Annotated in this window: 23 protein-coding genes; 13 read left to right on the forward strand and 10 right to left on the reverse strand. The window is 36.7% G+C overall.

Annotation, left to right across the window (positions count from 1 at the left end; genetic code table 11):
• Window positions 1-22: 22 nt before the first annotated feature.
• Together B4D49_RS05520 and B4D49_RS05525 are read right to left on the reverse strand one after the other, a co-directional pair.
• Window positions 23-1,792, reverse strand: a complete 1,770-nt coding sequence (locus B4D49_RS05520) for an oleate hydratase (protein WP_286783477.1) — start codon at window positions 1,790-1,792, stop codon at window positions 23-25.
• A gap of 114 nt (window positions 1,793-1,906) precedes the next feature.
• Entirely contained in the window at window positions 1,907-2,425 is a 519-nt protein-coding gene (locus B4D49_RS05525; protein ID WP_074481411.1) for a TetR/AcrR family transcriptional regulator, read from the reverse strand.
• Window positions 2,426-2,506: 81 nt separating this feature from the next.
• Between B4D49_RS05525 and B4D49_RS05530 the strand changes: the two genes are divergently transcribed.
• Window positions 2,507-3,382 carry a DUF3114 domain-containing protein gene (locus B4D49_RS05530; protein ID WP_199542740.1) on the forward strand — a complete coding sequence of 292 codons (876 nt, stop codon included), beginning with the start codon at window positions 2,507-2,509 and terminating at the stop codon, window positions 3,380-3,382.
• 9 nt (window positions 3,383-3,391) lie between these two features.
• On the opposite strand, the gene B4D49_RS05535 is transcribed toward B4D49_RS05530, so the two are convergent.
• Genes B4D49_RS05535 through B4D49_RS05545 form a run of 3 tightly spaced genes read right to left on the reverse strand, consistent with a single transcriptional unit; the run spans window position 3,392 to window position 5,655 of the window.
• Window positions 3,392-4,510 (reverse strand): HAD-IC family P-type ATPase, encoded by a 1,119-nt coding sequence (locus tag B4D49_RS05535; protein WP_349678999.1) that lies wholly within the window; start codon window positions 4,508-4,510, stop codon window positions 3,392-3,394.
• An 18-nt stretch (window positions 4,511-4,528) separates the two neighbouring features.
• Complete coding sequence (locus B4D49_RS05540; protein WP_286783478.1) at window positions 4,529-5,308, reverse strand: HAD-IC family P-type ATPase; 780 nt, start codon at window positions 5,306-5,308, stop codon at window positions 4,529-4,531.
• Window positions 5,299-5,655: a hypothetical protein gene (locus tag B4D49_RS05545; RefSeq protein ID WP_286783479.1), complete on the reverse strand. Its 357-nt coding sequence runs from the start codon at window positions 5,653-5,655 to the stop codon at window positions 5,299-5,301. Before B4D49_RS05545 ends, B4D49_RS05540 begins: the two co-directional genes overlap by 10 nt.
• A 291-nt stretch (window positions 5,656-5,946) precedes the next feature.
• On the opposite strand from B4D49_RS05545, the gene B4D49_RS05550 reads away from it, so the two are divergent.
• From B4D49_RS05550 to B4D49_RS05565, 4 genes are all read left to right on the forward strand, one after another.
• Entirely contained in the window at window positions 5,947-6,639 is a 693-nt protein-coding gene (locus tag B4D49_RS05550; protein ID WP_132869004.1) for a response regulator transcription factor, read from the forward strand.
• Window positions 6,611-8,092, forward strand: coding sequence for a sensor histidine kinase (locus B4D49_RS05555; protein WP_286783507.1), 1,482 nt, complete (start codon window positions 6,611-6,613; stop codon window positions 8,090-8,092). Before B4D49_RS05550 ends, B4D49_RS05555 begins: the two co-directional genes overlap by 29 nt.
• 194 nt (window positions 8,093-8,286) lie before the next feature.
• Window positions 8,287-8,589: a hypothetical protein gene (locus tag B4D49_RS05560; RefSeq protein ID WP_132869003.1), complete on the forward strand. Its 303-nt coding sequence runs from the start codon at window positions 8,287-8,289 to the stop codon at window positions 8,587-8,589.
• A gap of 212 nt (window positions 8,590-8,801) precedes the next feature.
• Window positions 8,802-9,410: a TVP38/TMEM64 family protein gene (locus tag B4D49_RS05565; protein WP_199542734.1), complete on the forward strand. Its 609-nt coding sequence runs from the start codon at window positions 8,802-8,804 to the stop codon at window positions 9,408-9,410.
• 37 nt (window positions 9,411-9,447) lie between these two features.
• On the opposite strand, the gene B4D49_RS05570 is transcribed toward B4D49_RS05565, so the two are convergent.
• Genes B4D49_RS05570 through B4D49_RS05585 form a run of 4 tightly spaced genes read right to left on the reverse strand, consistent with a single transcriptional unit; the run spans window position 9,448 to window position 12,418 of the window.
• The gene (locus B4D49_RS05570; RefSeq protein ID WP_286783480.1) at window positions 9,448-10,095 is read right to left on the reverse strand and encodes an amino acid ABC transporter permease; all 648 of its coding nucleotides are present in this window, start codon (window positions 10,093-10,095) and stop codon (window positions 9,448-9,450) included.
• 12 nt (window positions 10,096-10,107) lie between these two features.
• Entirely contained in the window at window positions 10,108-10,815 is a 708-nt protein-coding gene (locus tag B4D49_RS05575; protein WP_074564153.1) for an amino acid ABC transporter permease, read from the reverse strand.
• Between the two features lie 15 nt (window positions 10,816-10,830).
• Window positions 10,831-11,643 carry a transporter substrate-binding domain-containing protein gene (locus tag B4D49_RS05580; RefSeq protein WP_132869001.1) on the reverse strand — a complete coding sequence of 271 codons (813 nt, stop codon included), beginning with the start codon at window positions 11,641-11,643 and terminating at the stop codon, window positions 10,831-10,833.
• 10 nt (window positions 11,644-11,653) lie between these two features.
• Window positions 11,654-12,418 carry an amino acid ABC transporter ATP-binding protein gene (locus B4D49_RS05585; protein ID WP_074564150.1) on the reverse strand — a complete coding sequence of 255 codons (765 nt, stop codon included), beginning with the start codon at window positions 12,416-12,418 and terminating at the stop codon, window positions 11,654-11,656.
• 311 nt (window positions 12,419-12,729) lie between these two features.
• On the opposite strand from B4D49_RS05585, the gene yycF reads away from it, so the two are divergent.
• The 6 genes from yycF (at window position 12,730) to B4D49_RS05615 (ending at window position 20,665) form a co-directional block, all read left to right on the forward strand.
• Window positions 12,730-13,440: a response regulator YycF gene (gene yycF, locus B4D49_RS05590; RefSeq protein ID WP_074481427.1), complete on the forward strand. Its 711-nt coding sequence runs from the start codon at window positions 12,730-12,732 to the stop codon at window positions 13,438-13,440.
• Entirely contained in the window at window positions 13,433-14,785 is a 1,353-nt protein-coding gene (gene vicK, locus B4D49_RS05595) for a cell wall metabolism sensor histidine kinase VicK (RefSeq protein ID WP_132869856.1), read from the forward strand. Before yycF ends, vicK begins: the two co-directional genes overlap by 8 nt.
• The gene (locus tag B4D49_RS05600) at window positions 14,786-15,595 is read left to right on the forward strand and encodes an MBL fold metallo-hydrolase (RefSeq protein WP_132869857.1); all 810 of its coding nucleotides are present in this window, start codon (window positions 14,786-14,788) and stop codon (window positions 15,593-15,595) included.
• Window positions 15,596-15,859: 264 nt separating this feature from the next.
• Window positions 15,860-16,546, forward strand: coding sequence for a ribonuclease III (gene rnc, locus B4D49_RS05605; RefSeq protein ID WP_286783481.1), 687 nt, complete (start codon window positions 15,860-15,862; stop codon window positions 16,544-16,546).
• A 153-nt stretch (window positions 16,547-16,699) separates the two neighbouring features.
• Window positions 16,700-20,239, forward strand: coding sequence for a chromosome segregation protein SMC (gene smc / locus B4D49_RS05610; RefSeq protein WP_286783482.1), 3,540 nt, complete (start codon window positions 16,700-16,702; stop codon window positions 20,237-20,239).
• Window positions 20,240-20,254: 15 nt separating this feature from the next.
• Window positions 20,255-20,665: an NUDIX hydrolase gene (locus B4D49_RS05615; protein ID WP_004232778.1), complete on the forward strand. Its 411-nt coding sequence runs from the start codon at window positions 20,255-20,257 to the stop codon at window positions 20,663-20,665.
• 64 nt (window positions 20,666-20,729) lie between these two features.
• On the opposite strand, the gene B4D49_RS05620 is transcribed toward B4D49_RS05615, so the two are convergent.
• A complete protein-coding gene (locus tag B4D49_RS05620; RefSeq protein ID WP_286783483.1) occupies window positions 20,730-21,563 on the reverse strand; it encodes a DUF6287 domain-containing protein in 834 nt (277 codons plus the stop codon).
• Between the two features lie 189 nt (window positions 21,564-21,752).
• On the opposite strand from B4D49_RS05620, the gene B4D49_RS05625 reads away from it, so the two are divergent.
• Together B4D49_RS05625 and B4D49_RS05630 are read left to right on the forward strand one after the other, a co-directional pair.
• Complete coding sequence (locus tag B4D49_RS05625; protein ID WP_286783484.1) at window positions 21,753-22,550, forward strand: Cof-type HAD-IIB family hydrolase; 798 nt, start codon at window positions 21,753-21,755, stop codon at window positions 22,548-22,550.
• A complete protein-coding gene (locus B4D49_RS05630; RefSeq protein WP_286783485.1) occupies window positions 22,550-23,371 on the forward strand; it encodes a Cof-type HAD-IIB family hydrolase in 822 nt (273 codons plus the stop codon). The genes B4D49_RS05625 and B4D49_RS05630 overlap by 1 nt, the downstream gene beginning before the upstream one ends.
• The last annotated feature ends 28 nt before the right edge of the window (window positions 23,372-23,399 follow it).

The raw sequence follows: 23,399 nt of genomic DNA on the forward strand, positions 1-23,399 counted from the left end.
ATAAAAACTTTGCTATAAAACTTTACAATAAATGATATTCTTTGAGGAGTTCTTCGATGTATGTTCCGTGAATTTTCTTGAGGCTTTCTTTGAGAACAGCTTTTTCAGTCCAAGGAATATCAATTTCTGCTAATGATTTTTGGTCATTTAGATAGTAGAGGGCATTGAGTAACATGCGAACATCAAAGGCTGAAGCAAAGACTTCAGGTACCCCACGGTCAACGTCAAGTAAGGTATAAACGGCTTCCATAGCAGTTCTTACAGAATATTCGGTTGTAAAGACGGTATCTCTTGGAGTTTCAGCGTAATTACCAATAAAGGCAAGGTTTTTACTGTGTTCTGGAACAACTAGTGGACGGTCATTTAAACCACGTGGCATGAAATAAGTGGTGATGTAAGGCATATGACATGGAATAGTCGAAGCAGATTCAGCTATATCTTTGATATCAGCTTCAGGGACACCTATATGGTAGAGCCATTCTTGGCAGAGTTCTTTACCACTACATTGGTCAGGACGTTTGTCAACAAAATTACCCTTGCGGTCTGTGTAAAGAGGGTAAAGCCAAACAACTAGTTCATTGTCTTTTTGAGTTTTAAAGTGTGGTTGACGGCTGATAGAATAGCCTAAGAGCCAATTAGAATCTTTAATGCTTGTTGGACCACTGGTTACAATGGAACCACTATAAGGGTCCTTGTGGTTGACAGCTTCGATGTATGGAGCAATGCGTTTATCTTTAAAAGTGATAGTAGCTGAAATGGTCCAGTTAGCATCTGGGATATTTTGGCAGAAGACCTCAGGATGACCAAAACTATCATCTTGCGCAGCCAATTTTTTCCAAAGTTCCCAGCTAGCTCCTAGATCGTGTTCAACAGGAGCAGGGTGTTCGTTGTCACCGTATGTAGTACTTTCAGTGATTGAACCATTAGTGACAAAGACAAGGTCATCTGGTGTTAAGAAGAGTTCTTTTGCTTGAGCATCTTTGGTTAATTCGATTTTTGTAGCAACTTTATCTTGTCCTTTACGATTGACTAGAATGTTAGTTACTGTGGTGTTATAGCTAAAGTCAACACCATGTTCTGTCAAGTAATGAACAATCGGTAAAATTAATGATTCGTATTGATTGTATTTTGTGAAACGAAGAGAAGAAAGATTTTTTAGGCAACCAACGTGTTGAATGAAGCGCATGAGGTAACGGCGCATTTCCATGGCACTTGACCATGGTTCAAAGGCAAACATAGTACACCAATAAAGCCAAAAATTAGATTTAAAAAATTCATCTGTAAAGACTTGGTCGATTTGTACATTTGCCAGTTTACTTTCTGGCGTTAAGATTAATGAGATAATTTCCTTGATGGCTTTTTCTGATAGCGTTAGTTGACCATCATCTGGAATAGCTTTCCCTCTGTCGTGGATAACACGTGTTTTAGCATAACAAGGGTCTTCTTTATTTAACCAATAAAATTCATCTAAGATGGAGTTTTCAGGATTTTCAAGTGAAGGAATCGAACGAAATAAATCCCAAAGGACTTCAAAATGAGGTTCCATTTCACGACCACCACGGATAATATAACCTAAGCGGTCATTTTTAATCCCGTCCATACTACCACCAGGTAGTTTCAATTCTTCTAAAATATGAATGTGATTAGCCGGCATTTGCGCATCGCGAACAAGAAAAACAGCTGTTGAAAGAGCTGCTAAACCACTACCGACAATATAAGCTGATTTTTGATCGACATTTTCAGGTTTTTTAGGACGAGCAAAAGCTTCGTAATTTCCATTAGAATAATACATACGTGTCAACTCCTTTTCTATGATTATTTTCATTAAAGCGCTTTTATGATGAAAATGAAATAGACAGGGTGAACACCCTGTCTAAAATTTTGACATATTTGCCAAATTGTCTAGTTAAAGTTTTTCAAGCAAGTGGTAAATTCGATGTGCTAGTTGCTTGGGATTTTCTTGTAAGCCTGAATCAATCCAATCTAAAATAAAACCAACTAAGCCATATTTATAAAAGTGTACTCGAAACTCGACCTCTTCTTGGGTTAAGTCAAGTCCTTTTTCTTCTAAGACTGGTTTGATTAATTCATAAGCACGATCATACAAAAAATGCTCTAAATAATTACGATTAACTGAGTAGTAGGTATTGCAGACAAAAGCTTTATTGTCTTGAATATAATGAAAAATAGCTAGCATCCCTTTTTCCCATGAATCATCAGTTCGATTGTCTCCAATCATTTGTTCACCATCAGAAATGTAGATTTGTTCCAAAAGGTCATATAAGTCATTAAAGTGATAGTAAAAGGTTTGACGGTTGACCTTTAAGCGTTGGACGAGTTCAGTGACAGTGACCTTATCAAAAGATTTTTCAGTCATAATCTCTTTTAAAGCTTGAGCAAAAGCTTGTTCTGTTAACGTCTTCATAAATTCCCCTCTATCTATAGTAATTTTATCATAAGCCACCTTAAAAGAGGTGTTAGCACTGTAATGTGCTATAATTGACCTATGAAAATCGGAGATAAAGACTTTTTCCTATTTTGGAATCAGAGCAAAGCTGTAACTACTAGTAATCAAGCAAAACAAGTATTAAGAGAACTGATGACAATAGCTGATATGCCTTTAGAATTATCAGGAGAAGTTGCTCAGACGCGTCAGTTGATAAATCATTTTTCAGATGACCTAGCTCCTGATCATTCTTTTTGGAGTGAATTAGCAGAGGTGGTACAATTAGCCTTTCCAAGAGAAGATATGGCAGAGGATACCTTATTAGCTCACCAGGTTCATCAATTTCGCTATGTTATTTCTGCCTATCAAGCTCAGTGGGTTCGAGTACATTTCCCTGAGAAAACGGATTGGTTGTCTTTGTTGGCCTATTTAAAAGGTAAAAGAGAGCGTCGTTTTTGGCGAAGACAATTTGATTTTGATTTGACGGAATCAGCTCGTCTTCATAATAAAGCCCCTAAACGAGCGATCTTAGGGTTTGAATTGCCAGTTAATTTTAAAATCTTGATGGCTTTTCACACGGAATTTATCCTTGATAGCAAGGGACGATTTGCTAATGAAATTGACCCTCAAGGTCAGACCCACAATGGTATTATTAATGGTGCTAGTTTTAATTATGCTAATCACAATGATAAAAGGCATTATGAGCTTGACGTAGCAGCTATAAAACGTCATGATCCTCTTTTTCGTAAACACATTTTAGCTAATCAAGGAAATGCTTTTCGTGCTCCACTCTGGATTAAACGTCGTCGTCACGTAGACTGGGAGCGCAGCTATTTTAATAAAAAAGGCCACTACGCTAATCAAGGACGTAGCAGCTATAAAATGGTGAAGGGTTTGATTCAAAGATTTCGAAAAGAGTTACGCAAACATTCGTAAGATGCCGCTTTAATCAGCGAGCATCTTTTTAATAGTTGATCGCCACTTAGAAAGAATGCTTGGGATTTTTTCAAATAAGAAGGTTAAACTTCTCATCACAGTCACCTCTGCAAGAGCAAAAATAAGGCAAAGCACCATGCTTTCGTTGCTGAATTCATTTAGCATGAATAATGAGCGTAGCGATGGATTGAGGTAGCAAATGATGAAGCCTAAAAAGCAAGCGGTAAAAATAGAAAATTTATACTTGTTAAGTGGTTTTGAAATATTTTTTAAAATCAAGAATCCAACAACAGCCAGAAGATAAGTGCTCGCAATCCCAATATCTCCTTGAGGAATATCGAACAATTGACCAAAGACAACCAGACAAGCAATCGCTGAAAATGAAGTCAGCGAAGCAGGCAAAGAAGTCAAAATAGTTTCTTTTAAAAAGTTTTGATTCTTTTTAGCAGTATTTGTTTCCAACGACAATAGGAAAGCTGGAATTCCAATATTAAACATTGAAATGAGTGATACTTGAGTAGGAGCAAGCGGGTAAGTGAAAATGGTGATGATTGAAAAGATAGCAAGTAACATTGAAAAGATGTTCTTGTATAAGAATAAGGTTGCTGAACGAGTGATGTTGTTAATAATTTGGCGACCTTGAGAGACAGTATCTTTCATTTTTGAAAAATCTGAATCAAGCAAGACCACTTGGGCTGCTTGACGAGCTGCTTCGCTACCACTTCCCATTGCAATAGAGCAATCAGCTTCTTTCATGGCCAGAATGTCATTAACACCGTCACCTGTCATTGCTACTTTAAAGTTATTCTTTTTAAAGGCAAGAACTAAGTCCTTTTTTTGTTCAGGAGTGATGCGTCCAAAAATGGTGTAGGTGAGGGCGGCTTTTTCAATGTCTTCTTGAGTTTTTAATGTACTAGCATCGATGTAGTTTTCTGAATCTAAAATTCCTGCTTGGTTAGCAATTCTTGAAACAGTTAGCGGATTATCACCAGAGATAACTTTAATAGCAACGTCGTTGTCGTTAAAGAAAGAGAAGATTTCTTTAGCGTTAGCTCGGATATCGTTTTTGATAGCGACAAATAGGAGTGGGATAACATCGTTTTTGCTAACTTTGACTAAAGCTAAGATACGATTACCATCTGAGGCCTACTGAGTCAGTTGATTTTGGTTGGCTTCAAGCGCTGCTTGGTCAAGCAAGATATCAGGGGCACCTAAACGATAAGTTGAATTTTCTGTTTTGATTTGAGAGTATTTTACTTTGGATGAGAATGGGGTTGTTTCTGTGTTTTGGAATTTTTCCTTTGACTTGAAGTATTCTCGCAGCGCTAACATTGTAATATTAGAATCTGAAATTGTATTGATGTATTTGGAGAAGATTGCCTGATTTGCTATTAAATCCTTTTGGCTAGCTTGTTGAGGCAAAATAAGATCCGTTACGGTCATTTTATTTGCCGTGATTGTTCCTGTTTTATCAACACACAAAATATTAACACGAGCCAAAGATTCAATACTTTTCATGTCATGCAACAAGACTTTTTTTCTAGCTAATTTGGTTGCACTGATGGCAAGAGCGACGGTTACTAAGAGATATAGCCCTTCAGGAATCATTCCAATCAAAGCGCCGACTGTTGACACGATACTGTCACTAAATGTTTTGTGATTTAAAAACAGTGATTGGCTAAATAAGGTGATACCAATGGGAATAATGATAATCCCAGTAAATTTGATGATGCCTTCGATAGCACGAATCATATCTGTTTTTTTGTGTTTAACTTCTTTAGCTTTTTGCGTTAGTTTGTCGGCATATGAATCGTTTCCGACTGCGGTTAGTTTTGCGAGGCATTTTCCTGAGATAATAGAACTACCTGATTTTAAATCACTGCCGATTACCTTTTCAATTTCATCTTCTTCACCTGTTAGAAGCAATTCATATCGATGACACTTGCATCAGCTGGAATTTGTCGCCCTTCATCCAGTAAAATAATGTCATCAAGCACCAATTCATCAATAGGGACAGATTGGTATTTTCCATCTCTGATAACTTGGTAGGATGATTTTGAAATGACATTCAGCTGGTCTAATACTTTTTTAGAGCGCAGTTGTTGAGCGATTCCGATGATAATGTTAATGATAATAACAGGTAAAAAAGTTAAACTTTTATAAGACCCAGCAATAATCAATAACAAAGTGATAATAGCAAAGATTAAATTGAAGTAGGTGAAAATATTTTGACGAATGATAGAGCTTGGTGTTGCTGCGTTTTCATCAACCATTTTATTGTTTTGACCATTTTCAAGACGTTCATCAGCCTCTTTGCTTGATAAACCTAAAATGTTTTTTCTATCATTGTTTCGTCCATCTTTGATATCTCCTAAAATTTTAGCACTAAAATATCTAATAATTCTTACTATATTAGGCTAATTCTACTTTACTTTTTTAGGGAAAGCAAGGAAAAACAAGGCTATAAATTGTAAGATTTTTGTGGCAAGTCTAGCTAGGCTTGCCGTTTTTTATAGGAATTATGGTATGATGAAGGTAAGAAATTAAGCTAGTAGAGGTGTGAAATGGCTAAGGTTTTTGTGGCAGATGATGAGAAAAATATTCGTGATTTGATTGCCTCATTTTTACGTGACCAGGGCTTAGAAGTTGAAGCTTTTGAAACAGGTGACCAATTGTTCTTACGTTTTATGAAGGAAGAAGCTGACGTGGTTATTCTTGATGTCATGATGCCAGGGACAAATGGTATTGATATAGCAGCCATGCTTCGTAAGCGTTCAGAGGTACCAATTATCCTGCTAACAGCTCGAGATAGTGATGATGATTTTGTTAAAGGATTTTCAGCTGGGGTAGATGATTACTTTACTAAACCATTCTCACCTTTAAAATTGAGCCTGCGCGTTAAAGCAATTTTAGCTCGCCAACCAGCAACAAAAGATGGGGTTAATGAAGAAGCAGAACAATTAACCTATGAAGGTTTGATTCTTTCGGACAAAGACCGCTCTGCTAGTTATCAAGGAAAAAACATCAAGCTAACCAATACAGAATTTGAGCTCTTGAAAGTGTTGATGTCGCATAGTGAGGAAGCCATTTCACGTGATGACCTTTTGCGCCAAGTATGGGGCTATGAGAGTGATGTCGAAACACGTGTAACAGATGACACCATTAAACGCTTGCGTAAAAAATTGAGAGGGGTTGAGAGTCATGTCCTTATTGAAACGGTTTGGGGCTATGGGTTCAAACTCATCAAAAAAGATTAAACAGTCAGGTCAGCTTTTGAAGAGGAAAAAGTGGCAGTCACGTTTTCGGACAACCTTGTTTTTACAGCCACTAACAATTTTAATTACTTCTTTTGCAATTATTTTATTAGTATTTAATGGTTTACTAAAGCTGTTTTTGGCTGAAGAGGCGTTCTCCGCTGTTCAAAATCAATATGATATCCTTGATGCTCTTTATGTTGGAGAGGATTTGCCAAAGATTTCTGATGGTAATATTTTTGAGACAACTTATGCCATTGTGGATGATAAATTTGACATCAAATATATTTCAGCATCGACCTATGATTTATCTGAAAAGCAAATTTCTGAGAAGGTGATTGATTATTTTTCAGATAATAAAGATATTGACTGGTTTAATGATGAATTCGATAATAGTACACAGCATTTTAGAAAAGTAAAAGTCTATGATTCAACTTACATGGTTAAGATGCAAGAATATCCAGGTACTTTTTCCGAAAGCTATATTAAACAAGATAGTGATGATAGCCAAGCACAGAATTACTATGTTTTTGTTTTTGCTAATGTTACTCCGATTGCTGATTTTGAAACCTATATCAACTACCTTTTGCTTTCTCTTATGGTGATTGTTGGTTTGATTGCTATCATAACCATTTTCTTGACATCACGTAAGTTAGATAAACATTTTGGTGCATTGAAGTCTTATATTTTAAGAGTTGGTAATCGTGAAAGCAATTTGCAGCCAGAAAATTTTGCCTATCGTGAATTTAACGAAGTTGGGCAGACGGTTGATAAAATGAATGACATGATTGATGCGAACCAACGTAGTCAGCAACTCTTTTTCCAAAATTCTTCTCACGAATTGCGTACACCGCTCATGTCTATTCAAGGCTATGCAGAAGCTATCAAGGAAGGAGTGGCTGCTGATGATCGGGAAGCTGCCAGTGTCATTTTGGATGAAAGTCGAAAAATGGCAGAGCTGGTAGATGATATTTTAACCTTGTCAAAAATGGAATCTGCTCAGCAGCCTTTGAAATTGGAAAAGTTCAATATGGTTGATTTGCTCTATGATGTTAGCTGGCATTTGAAAGCTAAGGCAGATGCACGTGGATTAGTTTTTAAACACCAATTTGCCTCAGATTGCTTGGACATTGAAGCAGATGAAAAATTAATTGAGCGTGCCGTAACCAACATCCTATCAAATGCAGTTCGTTATGCTAAAACAACGATTTGGGTTTCAAGTAAACGATTAAGTGATCAAGCTCTTGAAATTAGTTTGTCAAACGATGGGGAGTCAATTTCTGATAAGGATCAAGCGCATATCTTCGAACGTTTTTATAAAGGTGAGGGTGGTCATTTTGGAATTGGTCTTGCCATTACAAAGGAAATCATCGATCGCCACCACGGCACGATTCGAGTAACTTCTACTGAAGAGAAAACAACCTTTAGCATAATGATTCCATTATGTCAGAATTAAAAAACACTTGTCAGAGAAAATCTGACAAGTGTTTTTACTTTCTTACGATTCTGTAAGAGGAAAAAATTGAAAATACGATAAACTAAATTTAGGGGAAATTTGCCACACTTTTGCCACAGCTTTTCGAGACTTTCTCCATGCTTTCTCAAGTAATCTTCGTTATAATATGATTACAATATTGAAGCGGGGAAAAGATGAAGAGATTTAAGAAGTATCGATTAGCTCTTATCTTGCTTGGTTTATCAGCTTTGCTATGTTTAGGAGCATATGCCTATAATCAAGTTGGTTATCATCTGACTATTAATGATGTCAGTCAGATTGCTTACCGAAATGCTGGGGTTACAAGTAAGAACGTTCAGTTACAAAAATTTTCAAAAAAGCGTCTTGGTTTAGTGGCTACCTATGAGGTTAAGTTGGAGACAAAGACAAGAAAGTATAGCTATGTCATCAATGCTTCTTCAGGTTCTATCATCGAACGACACTACAAGAAAAAATAAGCCTTGGCTTGGTATTGGTAAAGAATGAAATGAAAGAGGAATTCAATCTTATTGCTGAATTGAATGTAATATCAGAATGAAAAAGAAGATTATGTATATATTGCTATTAATCGTTTTGCCACTTGCTTTGATTAGTTACCTTTTAGAAGTATTTGGGTTAAAACTCATCAGTTGGCGACGATAAGACTACGACAATTAAGGGAGGGGATGCGATGACAGAAACAGGATCACAGAGAAAATACATTCAGATTTTAACTGGAATTGGATTTATTATCTCCATTGCTTTGTTTATTTTCTTCAAACAGCACCCAGCTTACTTCCAAGTTGGCGGGCTTTTCCAAAGTTATTTAGGACATCTTGGCCTCTTTGCACCGCTGATTTTTATGGCTTTGCAAGTGGTTCAGGTGATTTATCCAATTGTTCCTGGTGGGATGACCAGTGTGATTGGTTATATTGCTTTTGGTCCGATTTGGGGATTCGTTTATAACTTCACCGGTATCTTTATTGGTTCTCTTATCGCCTTTGCTTTAGCGAGACGTTACGGAGAAACATTTGTGAAGGCTTTTGTTTCCCAAGAGACTTACGATAAGTATATTGGTTATTTGGATAAGAATAACGGGAAATCTTATGCGATGATTCTTGGAGCTGCTTTTGCTCTACCTGGTTTCCCAGATGACTTTCTTTGCATGGTTTCTGGGCTATCGAAAATGTCGTTTAAGAAATTCGTTACGATTTTCCTGATTACAAAACCTGTCACACTCTATCTCTATACGATTATTGGTTACAAAGGACTTAGCTATTTGCTTACTTTATTCCAATAAAAAAGCTCCAGCTTTAAAGCTGGAGCTTTTTGTTGTTTTATTCGGCTGCTTTTTCCCATTTTTTAGCTAAGCGACGAGAAATCGTTGAAATGCTAAAGTTAATCACAAAGTAAATGGCAGCAATAAGAGCATAAAGGGTAAAGACTTGACTGGCTTCGAAATAGCGTCCCATCAAGATTTGACTTTTACCGAATAATTCTTGAATAGCGATAACAGAGTAAAGAAGTGAAGTATCTTTAATAACTGTTACAAATTGTGAAATGATAGCTGGCAACATTTTACGAAAAGCTTGTGGGAAGACAATGTAGATAAAAATCTGGAAGTTTGTCATTCCTTGAGCTAGACCAGCTTCTGTTTGTCCATGGTCAACACCATTTAAACCACCACGAATGATTTCTGCAAGAGCAGCAGAGGTAAAGACAGTGAAGGCTGTGATACCAGCAGGTGTTGACTTCATTTGGAAAACAAGAAAAATAATGAATATCCAAAGCAAGTTTGGTACATTGCGGACAAATTCAATATAGATACTTGAAATCAAATGAAGTACAGGATTTTTTCCATTTCGCATGACGGCAAGCACTGTTCCGATAAGCGTTGAGAGTACAATGGAAATAAATGAAATATAAATGGTTAGCCAGAATCCTTGGAGGATGAAGCTAAGGTTGGTCGGTGTTAATACTGACATTTAATTCTCCTCCTAAAGTGAATATGATTTTTTGTTTTCTTCTTCTTTGTGGCGCGCCCAAGTTGCTAGTGGGAAGCACATGATGAAGTAAAGGAGTGCTGCACCAGCAAATGCAGGAACATAGTTGGTTGTTTCGTAAGCCCAAGCTTTGGCTGTGAACATGATATCTGCTCCTGAAATGATAGCAACAGTAGAAGTATTTTTAATCAAGTTAACCACTTGGTTAGTTAGTGGTGGCAAGATAGTACGCACAGCTTGTGGCAGGATAATCAAACTCATGGTCTGACTATAAGTGAATCCTTGTGATAGTGCGGCTTCTGTTTGTCCTTTTGGAACTGCTTCGATACCTGAGCGAATGACTTCGGCGATGTATGCCCCGTGATAAAGTCCAACACAAAGGACTGCTGTAAAGAATGTTGAAATCATGATAAGACCATTAGTCATAATGGCAAGACCATAATAGACGAAAACAAATTGCACCAAAAGTGGTGTGTTTTGAAAGACTTCTACATAAACACGAGCAATAGCTTTCAAGACTTTGCTTTTTGATGATGACATAGCTCCGAAAATAACTCCGAGTACAAAGGCTAAAAGCAAAGCACAGAAAGACATCCCTAAAGTGTATAGGAAGCCCTTAACAAATTCACCAAAGTTGGCAAAGAAATCTGCCCAACGTGAGAGGGCAAATGGACTCGCTGCTGCGGTTGTTAATAAAAACATGTCAATTCTCCTCTCTTAATTATTCTCTGCTTTTGCAGGTTTTAAATCATATTTATCATAAAGCTTTTGCAGGCTACCGTCAGCTTTCCACTTGGTTAGCAAGTCATTGACATAATCAATGGTTGCTTGGTTAGATTTTTTAGCTGCGATACCGTATTCTTGAGTATTGAAACCTTCATCTATAATGGCAGTTTTTTTGCTGACATAACCAGTCAAGATTGACTTATCAACTGAGAAAGCATCGATACGTTTCGCGTGAAGTGAAATAGCGAGTTCTGGGAAAGAACCAAGTTGAACAAATTTGAATTTTAAGTTATGTGCTTTTCCGTATTCTTCAATTGTCAGTTTAGTTGTTGAACCTTGAGCTACTCCGATAGTTTTACCATCGAGGTCAGAGATTGTTTTTAAACCTTTACCTGTATTAACTAAAAAGCCAATCTCGTCATAATAGTAAGGATTTGAAATAGCATAGGAAGCTTTACGCTCATCAGTAATTGTATAAGTGGCAATCAAAAGATCGATTTGTCCATTATCAAGAAGGGCTTCACGAGTTTGAGTTGTAACAGCTGTGTAAGCAACTTTAACACCAAGTGTCTTAGCGATTTTTTTCGCTAAATCAATTTCCATTCCTTCATATTTGCCGCTCTCAGCTGAATAATAGCCGAAGTTTGGGACGTCTTGTTTGACACCGACTTTAAGAACGCCAGCATCTTGGATTTTTTTAATCTGCTCAGATGTTGTATCTGCAAAAGTTTTTGAAGCAGTGAAAAAGCTCATAAAGAGCAATGAGAGACTAGCTAGAACGGCTAAACAAATTTTTTTCTTCATAAGAGCCTCCTTATTGTTGAGAGACATTATCACTGGTGTGATTAATGACTTTGCTCAAGAATTGTTTAGCACGTGGCTCTGTAGGATTATCAAAGAAACCTTGAACATCGGTTGTATCAACGAGAATTTGTCCTTCAGCCATGAAAATAATACGATCAGCAACTTCACGAGCAAAGCCCATTTCGTGGGTAACAACAACCATATTCATGCCTTCTTTAGCAAGATTTTGCATGACAGCAAGAACATCACCAATAGTTTCAGGGTCAAGAGCTGAGGTTGGTTCGTCAAAGAGTAGAAGTTCTGGCTGCATTGCCAAACCACGGGCGATAGCGACACGTTGCTTTTGACCACCTGATAGCATGCCAGGATATGAATCCTTGCGATCCCACATATTAACGTAAGTTAAGAATTTTTCGGCAATTTGTTCAGCCTCTTCTTTTGATTTTCCTAGGACTTTAATAGGTGCTAAGGTTACATTTTCTAACACGGTTTTATGAGGATAAAGGTTGAAGTGTTGGAAAACCATACCAACTTCTTTACGAAGTTGAACCAAATCTTTAGCAGAAGCGTTAGCTAATTCATGACCATTAACCTTTAAGCTACCTGTTTCGATTGATTCGAGTGCGTTCATTGTTCGGATAAGAGTTGATTTACCAGAACCTGATGGGCCAAGAAGAACTACGACCTGTCCTTTCTCGATTTCTAAGTTAATATTTCTAAGGGCATGATAGTCCCCGTAGTATTTTTCAACGTTTTTAAATTCAATAAGTGCCACACTTGTCTCCTTTTCAAAGATAAGATTTCCTTGTTAGTTTTTCTAACATCTAACAATATAGGTTAGTTTATATTACCACATTGAAATGTTAACTGTCAAATATTTCAGAAAATTTAAATAACTGATTAACTCAAAGAATATTGAATTCTTGCGTCAAATGTTACTTTATGGTTTCAAAAGTGTCCAATGTTTCCAATTAGTATTGAAATTTGATATAATTAGGGGTAGTGGTCATTTTTGTAAATGAAATGACATAGAAATTGTTGTTTGAGAATTTTTATTCTACTGACATAGAATTGAAGAGGTGACATATGAAAAAAATTCTTATTGTTGATGATGAAAAACCAATTTCAGATATTATTAAATTTAATTTAACTAAAGAAGGTTATGAAACTGTAACGGCTTTTGATGGTCGTGAAGCGATTGAAAAATTTGAAGAAGAAAATCCAGACTTGATTATCTTGGATTTGATGTTGCCAGAATTGGATGGACTTGAAGTTGCAAAAGAAGTTCGTAAAACAAGTCATATTCCTATTATCATGTTGTCTGCGAAAGATAGTGAGTTTGATAAAGTTATTGGACTTGAAATCGGTGCTGATGACTATGTAACAAAACCTTTCTCAAATCGTGAATTGCTAGCGCGTGTAAAAGCACACCTTCGTCGTACAGAAAATATTGAATCAGCTGTTGCTGAAGAAAATGCTTCTGCATCAAATTCTGAAATCACCATCGGCGATTTGAAAATTTTACCTGATGCTTTTGTGGCCCAAAAACGAGGTGAAGATATCGAATTAACACACCGTGAATTTGAATTGCTTCATCACTTGGCTACACACATGGGACAAGTAATGACTCGTGAATACTTGTTGGAAACTGTTTGGGGATATGATTACTTTGGTGATGTGCGTACTGTCGATGTAACTATTCGTCGTTTGCGTGAAAAAATTGAAGATACTCCAAGTCGTCCTGAATACATTTTGACACGTCGTGGTGTAGGGTATTACATGAAGTCCTATGAATGATACTTTGATACACAGTCCATATTTTTTTGAACAAGCCATTCTTTTTTTGTTGGCTTTTGTAGCCATTTATTTTATCCATTTGGCCATTAGAGACTATAGAACGTCAGTTAATATTCGTCGTTTAAGCGGTAAGGTTCGAGAGCTGATTACGGGGAAATACACAGAAGATATTATCATTGAGAAAGATAGAGATTTAGCAGAACTTGCTGGTCAACTGAATGATTTGTCGACTGTCTTTCGTTTGGCACAGGAAAATCTTGCCCAAGAAAAAAATCGTTTGGCAAGTATCCTATCGTACATGACTGATGGGGTTCTAGCAACTGACCGTTCTGGAAATATTACCATGATTAATCAAACAGCCCAGAAACAACTTAATCTTGAGCGTGAAGAGGCACTTGGGATGAATATTGTTGATATTCTGGGGGATGATAGTGATTATACTTATCATGATTTGGTATCTAAGACACCAGAAATTGTTCTTAATCGTCGTGACGAGACGGGAGAATTTATTACCTTACGTATTCGTTTTGCTTTAAACCGTCGCGATAGTGGCTTTATTTCTGGGTTGATTGCTGTTTTACATGATACGACTGAACAAGAAAAAGAAGACCGCGAACGTCGTTTGTTTGTATCTAACGTTAGTCATGAGTTACGTACGCCATTGACATCGGTTAAGTCTTATCTTGAAGCTTTGGATGAAGGGGCTTTGAAAGAAGATATCGCACCAAGTTTTATCAAAGTTTCTTTGGATGAAACCAACCGTATGATTCGCATGATTTCTGATTTGCTTAACTTATCTCGTATTGATAATCAGACAGTGCAATTGGAAGTTGAAATGACTAACTTCACGGCTTTTATGACATCTATTTTAAATCGTTTTGATCAAATTAAGAGTCAACATACGGTTGCTGGTAAGCAGTATGAAATTGTCAGAGATTATCCAATCAAATCAATCTGGGTGGAAATTGATCCTGATAAGATGACGCAAGTTTTGGATAATATCCTTAACAATGCGATTAAGTACTCACCAGATGGTGGAAAAATCACTGTCAGCATGAAAACAACCGAAACACAGTTGATTATTTCGATTTCTGATGAAGGTCTTGGTATTCCTAAGAAAGATTTGCCATTAATCTTCGATCGTTTCTATCGTGTGGACAAGGCGCGAAGTCGTGCTCAAGGTGGTTCTGGACTTGGTCTTGCAATTGCTAAAGAAATTGTCAAACAACATAAAGGTTTTATTTGGGCTCAAAGTACTTATGGAAAGGGCTCAACATTTACAATTGTTCTTCCGTATGAGAAGGATTCTGATATATATGATGAATGGGAGGATGACGAGGACTAGATGTCTGAGAATGCTTTTAAATATAGTGTCTTAGCCTCCGGTTCAACTGGAAATTCATTTTATGTGGAAACTCCACAAAAACGTCTTTTGATAGATGCAGGTTTGACTGGTAAGAAAATTACCAGTCTTCTTGCTGAAATTGACCGAAAACCAGAAGATTTGGATGCTATTTTGATTACACACGAACACTCTGATCATATTAAGGGTGTAGGTGTGCTTGCTCGTAGATACAATCTGGATGTTTATGCTAATGCCAAAACTTGGCAAATGATTGACGATCGAAATATGATTGGAAAACTTGATGTGGCTCAAAAACATGTCTTTGAACGTGGTAAAGTATTGACGTTTGGCGACATTGATATTGAAAGTTTTGGTGTTAGTCACGATGCTGTTGATCCGCAATTCTATCGTTTAATGAAAGATAACAAGTCATTTGTCGTTCTAACGGATACTGGCTATGTTAGTGATCGAATGGCAGGTGTTATTGAGAATGCGGATGGTTATTTGATTGAGTCAAACCATGATGTTGAAATTTTGCGTGCTGGTTCTTATCCATGGAGTTTGAAACAACGTATCTTATCTGACCGTGGACATTTGTCAAATGAAGATGGTGCTGATACCATGATTCGTACCATTGGTAATCGCACAAAGAAAATCTATCTTGGTCACTTAAGTAAAGAAAATAATATCAAAGAATTGGCACATATGACCATGGAAAATAACTTAATGCAAGCTGATTTTGCTGTTGGTCATGACATGACTGTCTTTGATACTTCGCCTGAAGAGGCAACACCGCTGACTGGGATTTAAATGCTAATAAATCAAAAAAGCTATTAGCTGCTGAAAAAAGCAGTTGGTGGCTTTTTTAGTGCTTTAATTGATCATTTACTTGACACTTTGTCATGTAAATATAATTGTAGGGATTTTTGAGAGAATACCCTTTTTTTGAAACTTTTTGGTATAATAAAATAGTCTATACTAGAAAAAATATTTTAGAATCGCTAAGTGGCTGATTCTAAAGGAAACGTTTTATTGATATAAAATCATAGACTAATTTTTGAAGGGAGATTTATCATGCAAGATTTAGATACAAAACTTCAGCGAGAATTTGGAATCGTTTTTGAAGATAAAACCTTGCTAGAAACAGCTTTTACTCACACATCTTATGCCAATGAACATCGCCTCCTAAACATTTCACACAACGAACGCTTGGAATTTTTAGGAGACGCGGTTCTTCAACTTTTGATTTCTCAGTACTTGTTTAAAAAGTATCCTAAGAAACCTGAAGGTGACTTGTCTAAGATGCGCTCAGTTATTGTTCGTGAAGAATCATTAGCAGGTTTTTCACGTTACTGTGGTTTTGATGAATTCATCAAACTTGGTAACGGTGAAGAAAAATCTGGTGGCCGTAATCGTGATACGATTTTAGGAGATTTATTTGAAGCCTTTCTTGGTGCTCTTTTGATGGACCAAGGTGTTGAGGCCGTTAACAAATTCTTAAATCAAGTGATGATTCCTCAAGTTGAAAAAGGAAACTTTGAACGTGTTAAAGACTATAAAACAACGCTTCAAGAATTATTACAAGGTCAAGGGGATGTTACTATTGATTACCGTGTTTCAAATGAATCTGGACCTGCGCATGCTAAAGTCTTTGAAGTGACTGTGTATGTTAATGACGAAGCTAAAAGTCAAGGAATCGGAAAATCTAAAAAATTGGCTGAGCAAGATGCAGCTAAAAATGCTCTAGCTTTACTTCAATAAGACGTTTGAAAGGAATTCGTAAAGGCAAATGTCCAACCTGTCCTAGGTCATATGATGCGTGTTCGACGTAGCCTAGAGGGCAATAAGAAGGTCTATTATGATTTTCTTAATTGTTAGTTCAGGAAGGTATTTTGCCTTTTCATCTCTTATTTTATGTATTTAAAAGAAATTGAAATGCAGGGCTTTAAGTCCTTTGCAGACAAGACTACAATTGAATTTGATAAAGGTGTCACAGCTGTTGTAGGTCCCAATGGTTCTGGTAAATCTAACATTACCGAAAGTTTGCGTTGGGCACTCGGTGAATCATCTGCCAAGAATCTACGTGGTGGTAAAATGCCAGATGTTATTTTTGCTGGAGCTGAAAACCGTAAACCTCTAAACTATGCTCAAGTTGTTGTTAGTTTGGATAATTCAGATGGTTTTATCAAAGATGCTAAAGAGACGATTCGAGTAGAGCGTCATATCTATCGTAACGGTGATAGTGAATATCTGATTGATGGACGTAAGGTTCGTTTACGTGATATTCATGATTTATTCATGGATACTGGGCTTGGACGCGATTCGTTCTCAGTGATTTCACAAGGTCGTGTTGAAGAAATTTTCAATAGTAAACCTGAAGAACGACGTGCTATTTTTGAAGAAGCTGCTGGTGTTTTAAAATATAAGACACGAAAAAAAGAAACACAAACTAAGCTCAATCAAACCCAAGATAATTTGGACCGTTTGGACGATATTATTTACGAATTAGAAGCTCAAGTGAAGCCTTTAGAACGTCAAGCACAAGTTGCTAAGGAATTTATGAGCTTGGAAGAAGAACGTAAACAGCTTCATTTGAATATCTTAGTGGAAGATATCCAAGCTGATAAACTGCGCTTAACTAGCTTGAGAGAAGATTTAGCTGGTATTCAATCAGACTTGTCAGCTTACTATGAACAGCGCCAGCGATTTGAAAAGCAAAATCAATCTTTAAAAGAAAAACGCCATCAATTATCTGAAGAAATGGCAGATAAACAAGCAGGTTTGGTTGATATAACTAAAGTAATTTCTGACCTTGAACGCCAAATGGATTTGATTGCGTTAGAATCAAGCCAAAAAGAAGAGAAAAAACAAGCAGCAAGTACTCAATTAGCTGACTTAAAAGCTAGTCAGGAAAGCTTACGAGAAGAACTAGCTCAAAAAGAAAATCAGTTAGCTCAATTAGATGAGCAGTTGACGCAAACAACAGCAGCTATCCAAAAATTACAAGCTGAATTAGATCGCTTCTCAACTGATCCTGATCAAGTCATTGAAAAATTGCGTGAAGAATTTGTTAGCTTGATGCAAAAAGAAGCTGACCTTTCTAACCAATTGACCATGACGATTGCTGATATTGACAATCAAAAACAATTGTCAGAATCAAAATCTGAAGAATTGGCTCAAACACAAGCTAATTTGGCTGAACTAAAAGCAAGTGCTAAAGAAGCTCTTGAAAACTTTGAAGCGTCACGTGAACAAGTCAAAGAATTGCTTGATACCTATCAGAAGCTATTTGCTAAAACAAGTCAGCTTGAAAAAGATTATCAAGCAGAACAATCTAAGATGTTTGATCAGTTAGATATCATTAAATCTAAGCAAGCTCGTCAGTCAAGTCTTGAATCTATTCTTAGAAATCATAGTAATTTTTATGCTGGTGTCAAATCAGTCTTACAAGCTTCAGGTCAGCTTGGCGGTATTATTGGTGCGGTTAGTGAACATTTAAGTTTTGATCGTAAGTATCAAACAGCTCTTGAAATTGCGCTAGGTGGTTCAAGTCAACATGTGATTGTTGAAGATGAATCAGCAGCTAAACGCTCAATTGCTTTCTTGAAGAAAAATCGTCAAGGACGTGCAACTTTCTTACCACTGACGACCATCAAACCACGCCATTTGTCACAACAAAATCATGGCATTTTGTCTTCAAGTCAAGGTTTCCTTGGTATGGCTAGTGACTTGGTTTCATTTGATAACCGTTTAGAAAGTATTTTTCAAAATCTTCTTGGTGTAACGGCAGTTTTTGATACGGTTGATAACGCCAATAAAGCTGCGCGAGCACTGCATTACCAAGTCCGCTTAGTAACTTTGGATGGTACTGAAATTCGACCAGGTGGATCATTCTCTGGTGGTGCTAATCGTCAAAATAACACCACATTTATCAAACCAGAATTAGATAACCTTGTTGCTGAATTAAAAGACCTTCAAGTAAAACAAGTCGAGCAAGAAAAACATGTTCAAGGCCTTCACGAGGCTCTTCTAGCTAACAAAGAAAAATTGGCAAGCTTAAAAGCTCAGGGAGAAGAAGCTCGTTTTGCTGAACAAAAAGCTGAGTTGGAATACCAACAACTTGCTGAACGCTTGAATGATGTTAATCAACTTTGTCAACAACTTCAAGAAAGTGAAACGGACAGCAGTTCAACTGATTTGGAATCTCAAAAAGCTCACTTTGAAGCAGAATTGACAAAAGTGGCTGAACGTAAACAAGAGTTGACAAGTGAGATTGAACAAATCAAAGAAAATAAAAATACTATTACACAAAAAGTTGAAAATCTTCGTCAACAATTATCACAAGCGAAATTGCAAGAACGTGAATTGTTAAGTGAACGTAAGTTTGAATCAGCTAATAAGACACGACTTGACATTAGCTTAGTTGAAAATAAAGCTGAGATAGCAAAATGCGAAGATTTACTCGCCTTTCATGCTAGTGATCAAGAAGTTGAAAACTTGCCGCTTTTGAAAAAACAACATGATGAAGCAGTGGAACGAAAAGCTAGCGAAGAAGAACGTTTAGTGAGCCTTCGATTTGAGTTGGAAGATTGTGAAGCAAACCTAGAAGAGCTTGAAGAGCAAGTTACTAAAGAAAATCAAAAAAATGAAGACTTGATTCGTAAACAGGCACAGGTTGAAGCACAAATGGCTCAAGTTTCTGAACGTTTACGTGGTTATAACCATGATTTGACTGAAGACTATCATTTGACTCTTGATGAGGCAAGAGAAGCTAGCCAAGTTGTTGAAGATATGGCAGCTGCTCGAGAACGTCTTCAAGACTTACGTCGTCGTATTAAGGCGTTAGGTCCAATTAACTTAGATGCTATTGCCCAGTATGATGAAGTTAATAATCGTTTGACTTTCTTAAACAGTCAAAAAGAGGATTTGGTTCATTCGAAAAATCTTTTGCTTGATACCATTAATGACATGGATGACGAAGTGAAGTCTCGCTTCCAAGTGACTTTCAATGCTATTCGTGATTCATTTAAGCAAACCTTTACTCAAATGTTTGGTGGTGGATCTGCTGATTTATCATTAACAGAAGGTGATTTGTTAACAGCAGGAGTTGAAATTTCGGTTCAGCCTCCAGGTAAGAAAATTCAATCATTGAACTTGATGTCTGGTGGGGAAAAAGCTCTTTCGGCTTTAGCTCTGCTATTTGCCATTATCCGCGTCAAAACTATCCCATTTGTTATTCTGGATGAGGTGGAAGCTGCGCTTGATGAAGCAAATGTGAAACGTTTCGGGGATTACCTCAATCGTTTTGATAAATCAAGTCAGTTCATCGTTGTTACTCACCGTAAGGGAACAATGGCTGCCGCTGACAGTATTTATGGGGTAACTATGCAAGAATCAGGAATTTCACGTATCGTATCCGTTAAGTTAAAAGATGCAGAAAATCTTGTGGAATGACATTAAAGGGGAAAAATGGTAAATAAACTAATTGCACATAGTTTAATAAAGTATCACGAAAAATACTTAGTGATAAAGCGTGTTGCCACAAGCTATGGTAGAAATAATGTTTATCCGTTTTATTGGGATATTCCTGGTGGAAGTGTAGAGAGTGAGGAATTGCCGAAAGCTGCTGCTGTCAGAGAGTGTCTTGAAGAAGTAGGACTTCAGATCAAAATAGATGATATTATTCATGAAGATAGTAATTTAGATAATGGTATTGTATACACTAGATTAGTTTATGATGCTCATCTTCCTAAGAATAAGGAAATAATTGTTACATTGAATCCCGAAGAACATACTGACTATCGTTGGATAAGTGATTTGAATGATTTGGATGGAGAAAAAATTGTTCCTTATTTGGCAGAAATATTGGAAAGTAAATAGTTTTTGTGATATTAGACAACCTCCCAACTAATTCTAGTTGGGAGGTTAGTTATATTCAAATGGTTTAGTTGGTTGCCGCAGTTTCTGTTTGTGATTCTATTGTTACGTCATTTTGAGCATTTTCTTGACTCTCACTTGCTTGTTCAGCTCTTGTTTCTGTCTCTTGTTCTGGCGTATTTTCAGTGTCTTCTTCCTGTTCAGCTTCTTTTTTGTCATCTTGTGTGACTTTGCTATAGTTATCAGAAATTTTGTAAAAGACACTGTTTACGAATTGTTGTGTTGAATCATAGTCGAAGCGACTAAGTTGTGCAGCAAAGAGACGATCGCGACCATAATCTGATGGATCGGTATCTGTAATATTGAAATGCCAATTAGGAATTTGATTGCCAGCAGCGTAGTAGTACAAGATAAATCCGCCAGTTAACGAAGTAACTTGCGAAATAGCTTCTCCTTTATCATCATAAGTCAAAGCTGATAAGGTTAATCTTCCATCTTTTGAAACCAATCCTTGTGGAGAAAATTCAAACGTATAACCATTGGCATCTTGCCATGTTCCTGCAAGACTTGAAAAGTCACCTTGAGCTAACGCTGCAAAATCAAATTGGCTAGCTTGTTTGCTAACTTGGCGTGAATTAACGATATTTTTGCCGTCCTTGACTAAATCATCAGTAATCTTTTTTTCATTTGGCAATTGGAATAAATCAAGTCTTTTATCGACCTGTTTTTTCTTAGCAGATTTAGATGCTTTTTTATTAGCACTTGTTTTATGGGTGAGATGGTGATTAGTTTGTGCTTTAGCTTGCTTGTGGTGAGAGTGATTGTTAACAGCTAAAGCAATTCCGCAAGCTGTTAAGACTAATAAGCCTGAAATCCAAAAATAGTGGTTGTTTTTTTTCATTATAGTTTACCCCTTTTATTATTCTTCTTAATAATATATTCGAAAAAATTTTAAAAAAAATGGCTTTTTTTCAAAAAAATTTTAAAAAATATTTTTGCTAGTGATAAGTCGAAAAGAATGGATTATTAGCAGGAAAAAGTTGGCGTTTTTTGCTAGAATAGAATTATGTAATTCATGAGGGAGATAGAAATGATAAAACTTGTTGCGACAGATATGGATGGAACCTTTTTAACTAGTAAAGGTTACTTTGATGGTCATCGTCTCCATAATGTCCTCGAAAAATTTGAAGAAAATAATATGCTTTTTGTAGCAGCTAGTGGGCGTTCTCTATTGGCTTTGGAAAAAATGTTTCAGCATCATGCTGATAAAATGGCTTTTATTGCTGAAAATGGTACTTTGGTTAAAGTTGGAAAAGACATTGTTTTTGAATCTGGTTTAACCAAACCACAATTTTTGGAAATTGTTGATACTTTGATTGAAAGTCCTTATATGCTTGGACACGATTTTCTATTGTCAGGTGAAAACGGCGCTTATTTGCACCCAGATGCTAGTGATGAATACCTTGATTTTATCAGTCATTACTATGAAAATGTCCAACGTGTTGATGATTTGGCAAATGTGACAGATAATATTTTGAAGGTTACGGCTAATTTCTCTGAAGACGCGGTCCGTAAAGGAGAAGCTTGGTTTAATCAACGCATTGATTATGCACAAGCCGTGACTACTGGTTTCAAATCAGTTGATATTGTTCTTCGTGGTGTTAATAAAAAAACAGGCCTTCAAGCGCTTTGTGAGGCTTATGGCATGAAAGCGTCAGAAATTGTAGCTTTCGGAGATAATCTCAATGACTTTGAAATGCTTGAATTTGCGGGAACTGCAGTAGCAACCCAAAATTCTCGTAAAGAAATTAAAGAAATTTCAAGTGAAATCATCGGACACTGTGATGAAGAATCTGTTATGACTTACATGGAAGGATTAGTTGATTAATGGCAGATATCAAGTTATTAGCCTTGGACCTAGATGGCACACTTTTTAATAGTCAAAAAGTTGTAACACGAGAAAATAAATTAGCCCTCAGAGCTGCGCGTGATAAGGGTGTTAAAGTGGTTATCACGACCGGTCGCCCTTTAAAAGCAATTAGTGGGCTCCTTGAAGAGTTGGATTTGATTTCTGATGATGATTACCTCATCACTTTTAATGGTGGTTTGGTACAGAAGACAAATGGAGAAATCCTAGCTAAAAGTGAGTTGACTCGCGATCATCTTCATTTGTTATACAGTCATTTGGAGCCACTTGCTCTCCCATTTGATGTGCTTAGTGATGGCATTGTTTATAGTTTAGCTTGTCGTGGTAATGAATCGCATTACCCGCTAGCTAACCCGACACTTGATTTTGTTAATGTCAATAGCTTTGCTGAGATTCCAGAAAATGTGATTTACAACAAAGTGGTCAGTGTGACAAATCCAGACTTTTTGGATCAACAACTCTTAAAATTGCCAAAAGAACTACATCAACATTTTGAAATTTTTAAATCACGTGATATTATAGTAGAAATGATGCCTAAAGGTGTTCATAAAGCTGCTGGTTTAAATCAATTAGTAGGGCACCTAGGATTAACATCAGAAAATGTTATGGCTATGGGAGATGAAGAAAATGACCTTTCCATGTTGAAGTGGGCTGTTTTAGGAGTGGCCATGGCAAATGGTGTTGACATCGCAAAAGAAACGGCAGATGCAGTAACAAGTCGTACTAACGACCAATCAGGTGTAGCAGAAGCTGTTAAAAAATACATTTTAGATGCGAAGTAGAAAGGAAAAGAAAACTGACTTGTTTTCT

The organism is Streptococcus sp. UBA4344 (genome assembly GCF_002393675.1).
Lineage (GTDB): Bacteria > Bacillota > Bacilli > Lactobacillales > Streptococcaceae > Streptococcus > Streptococcus vicugnae.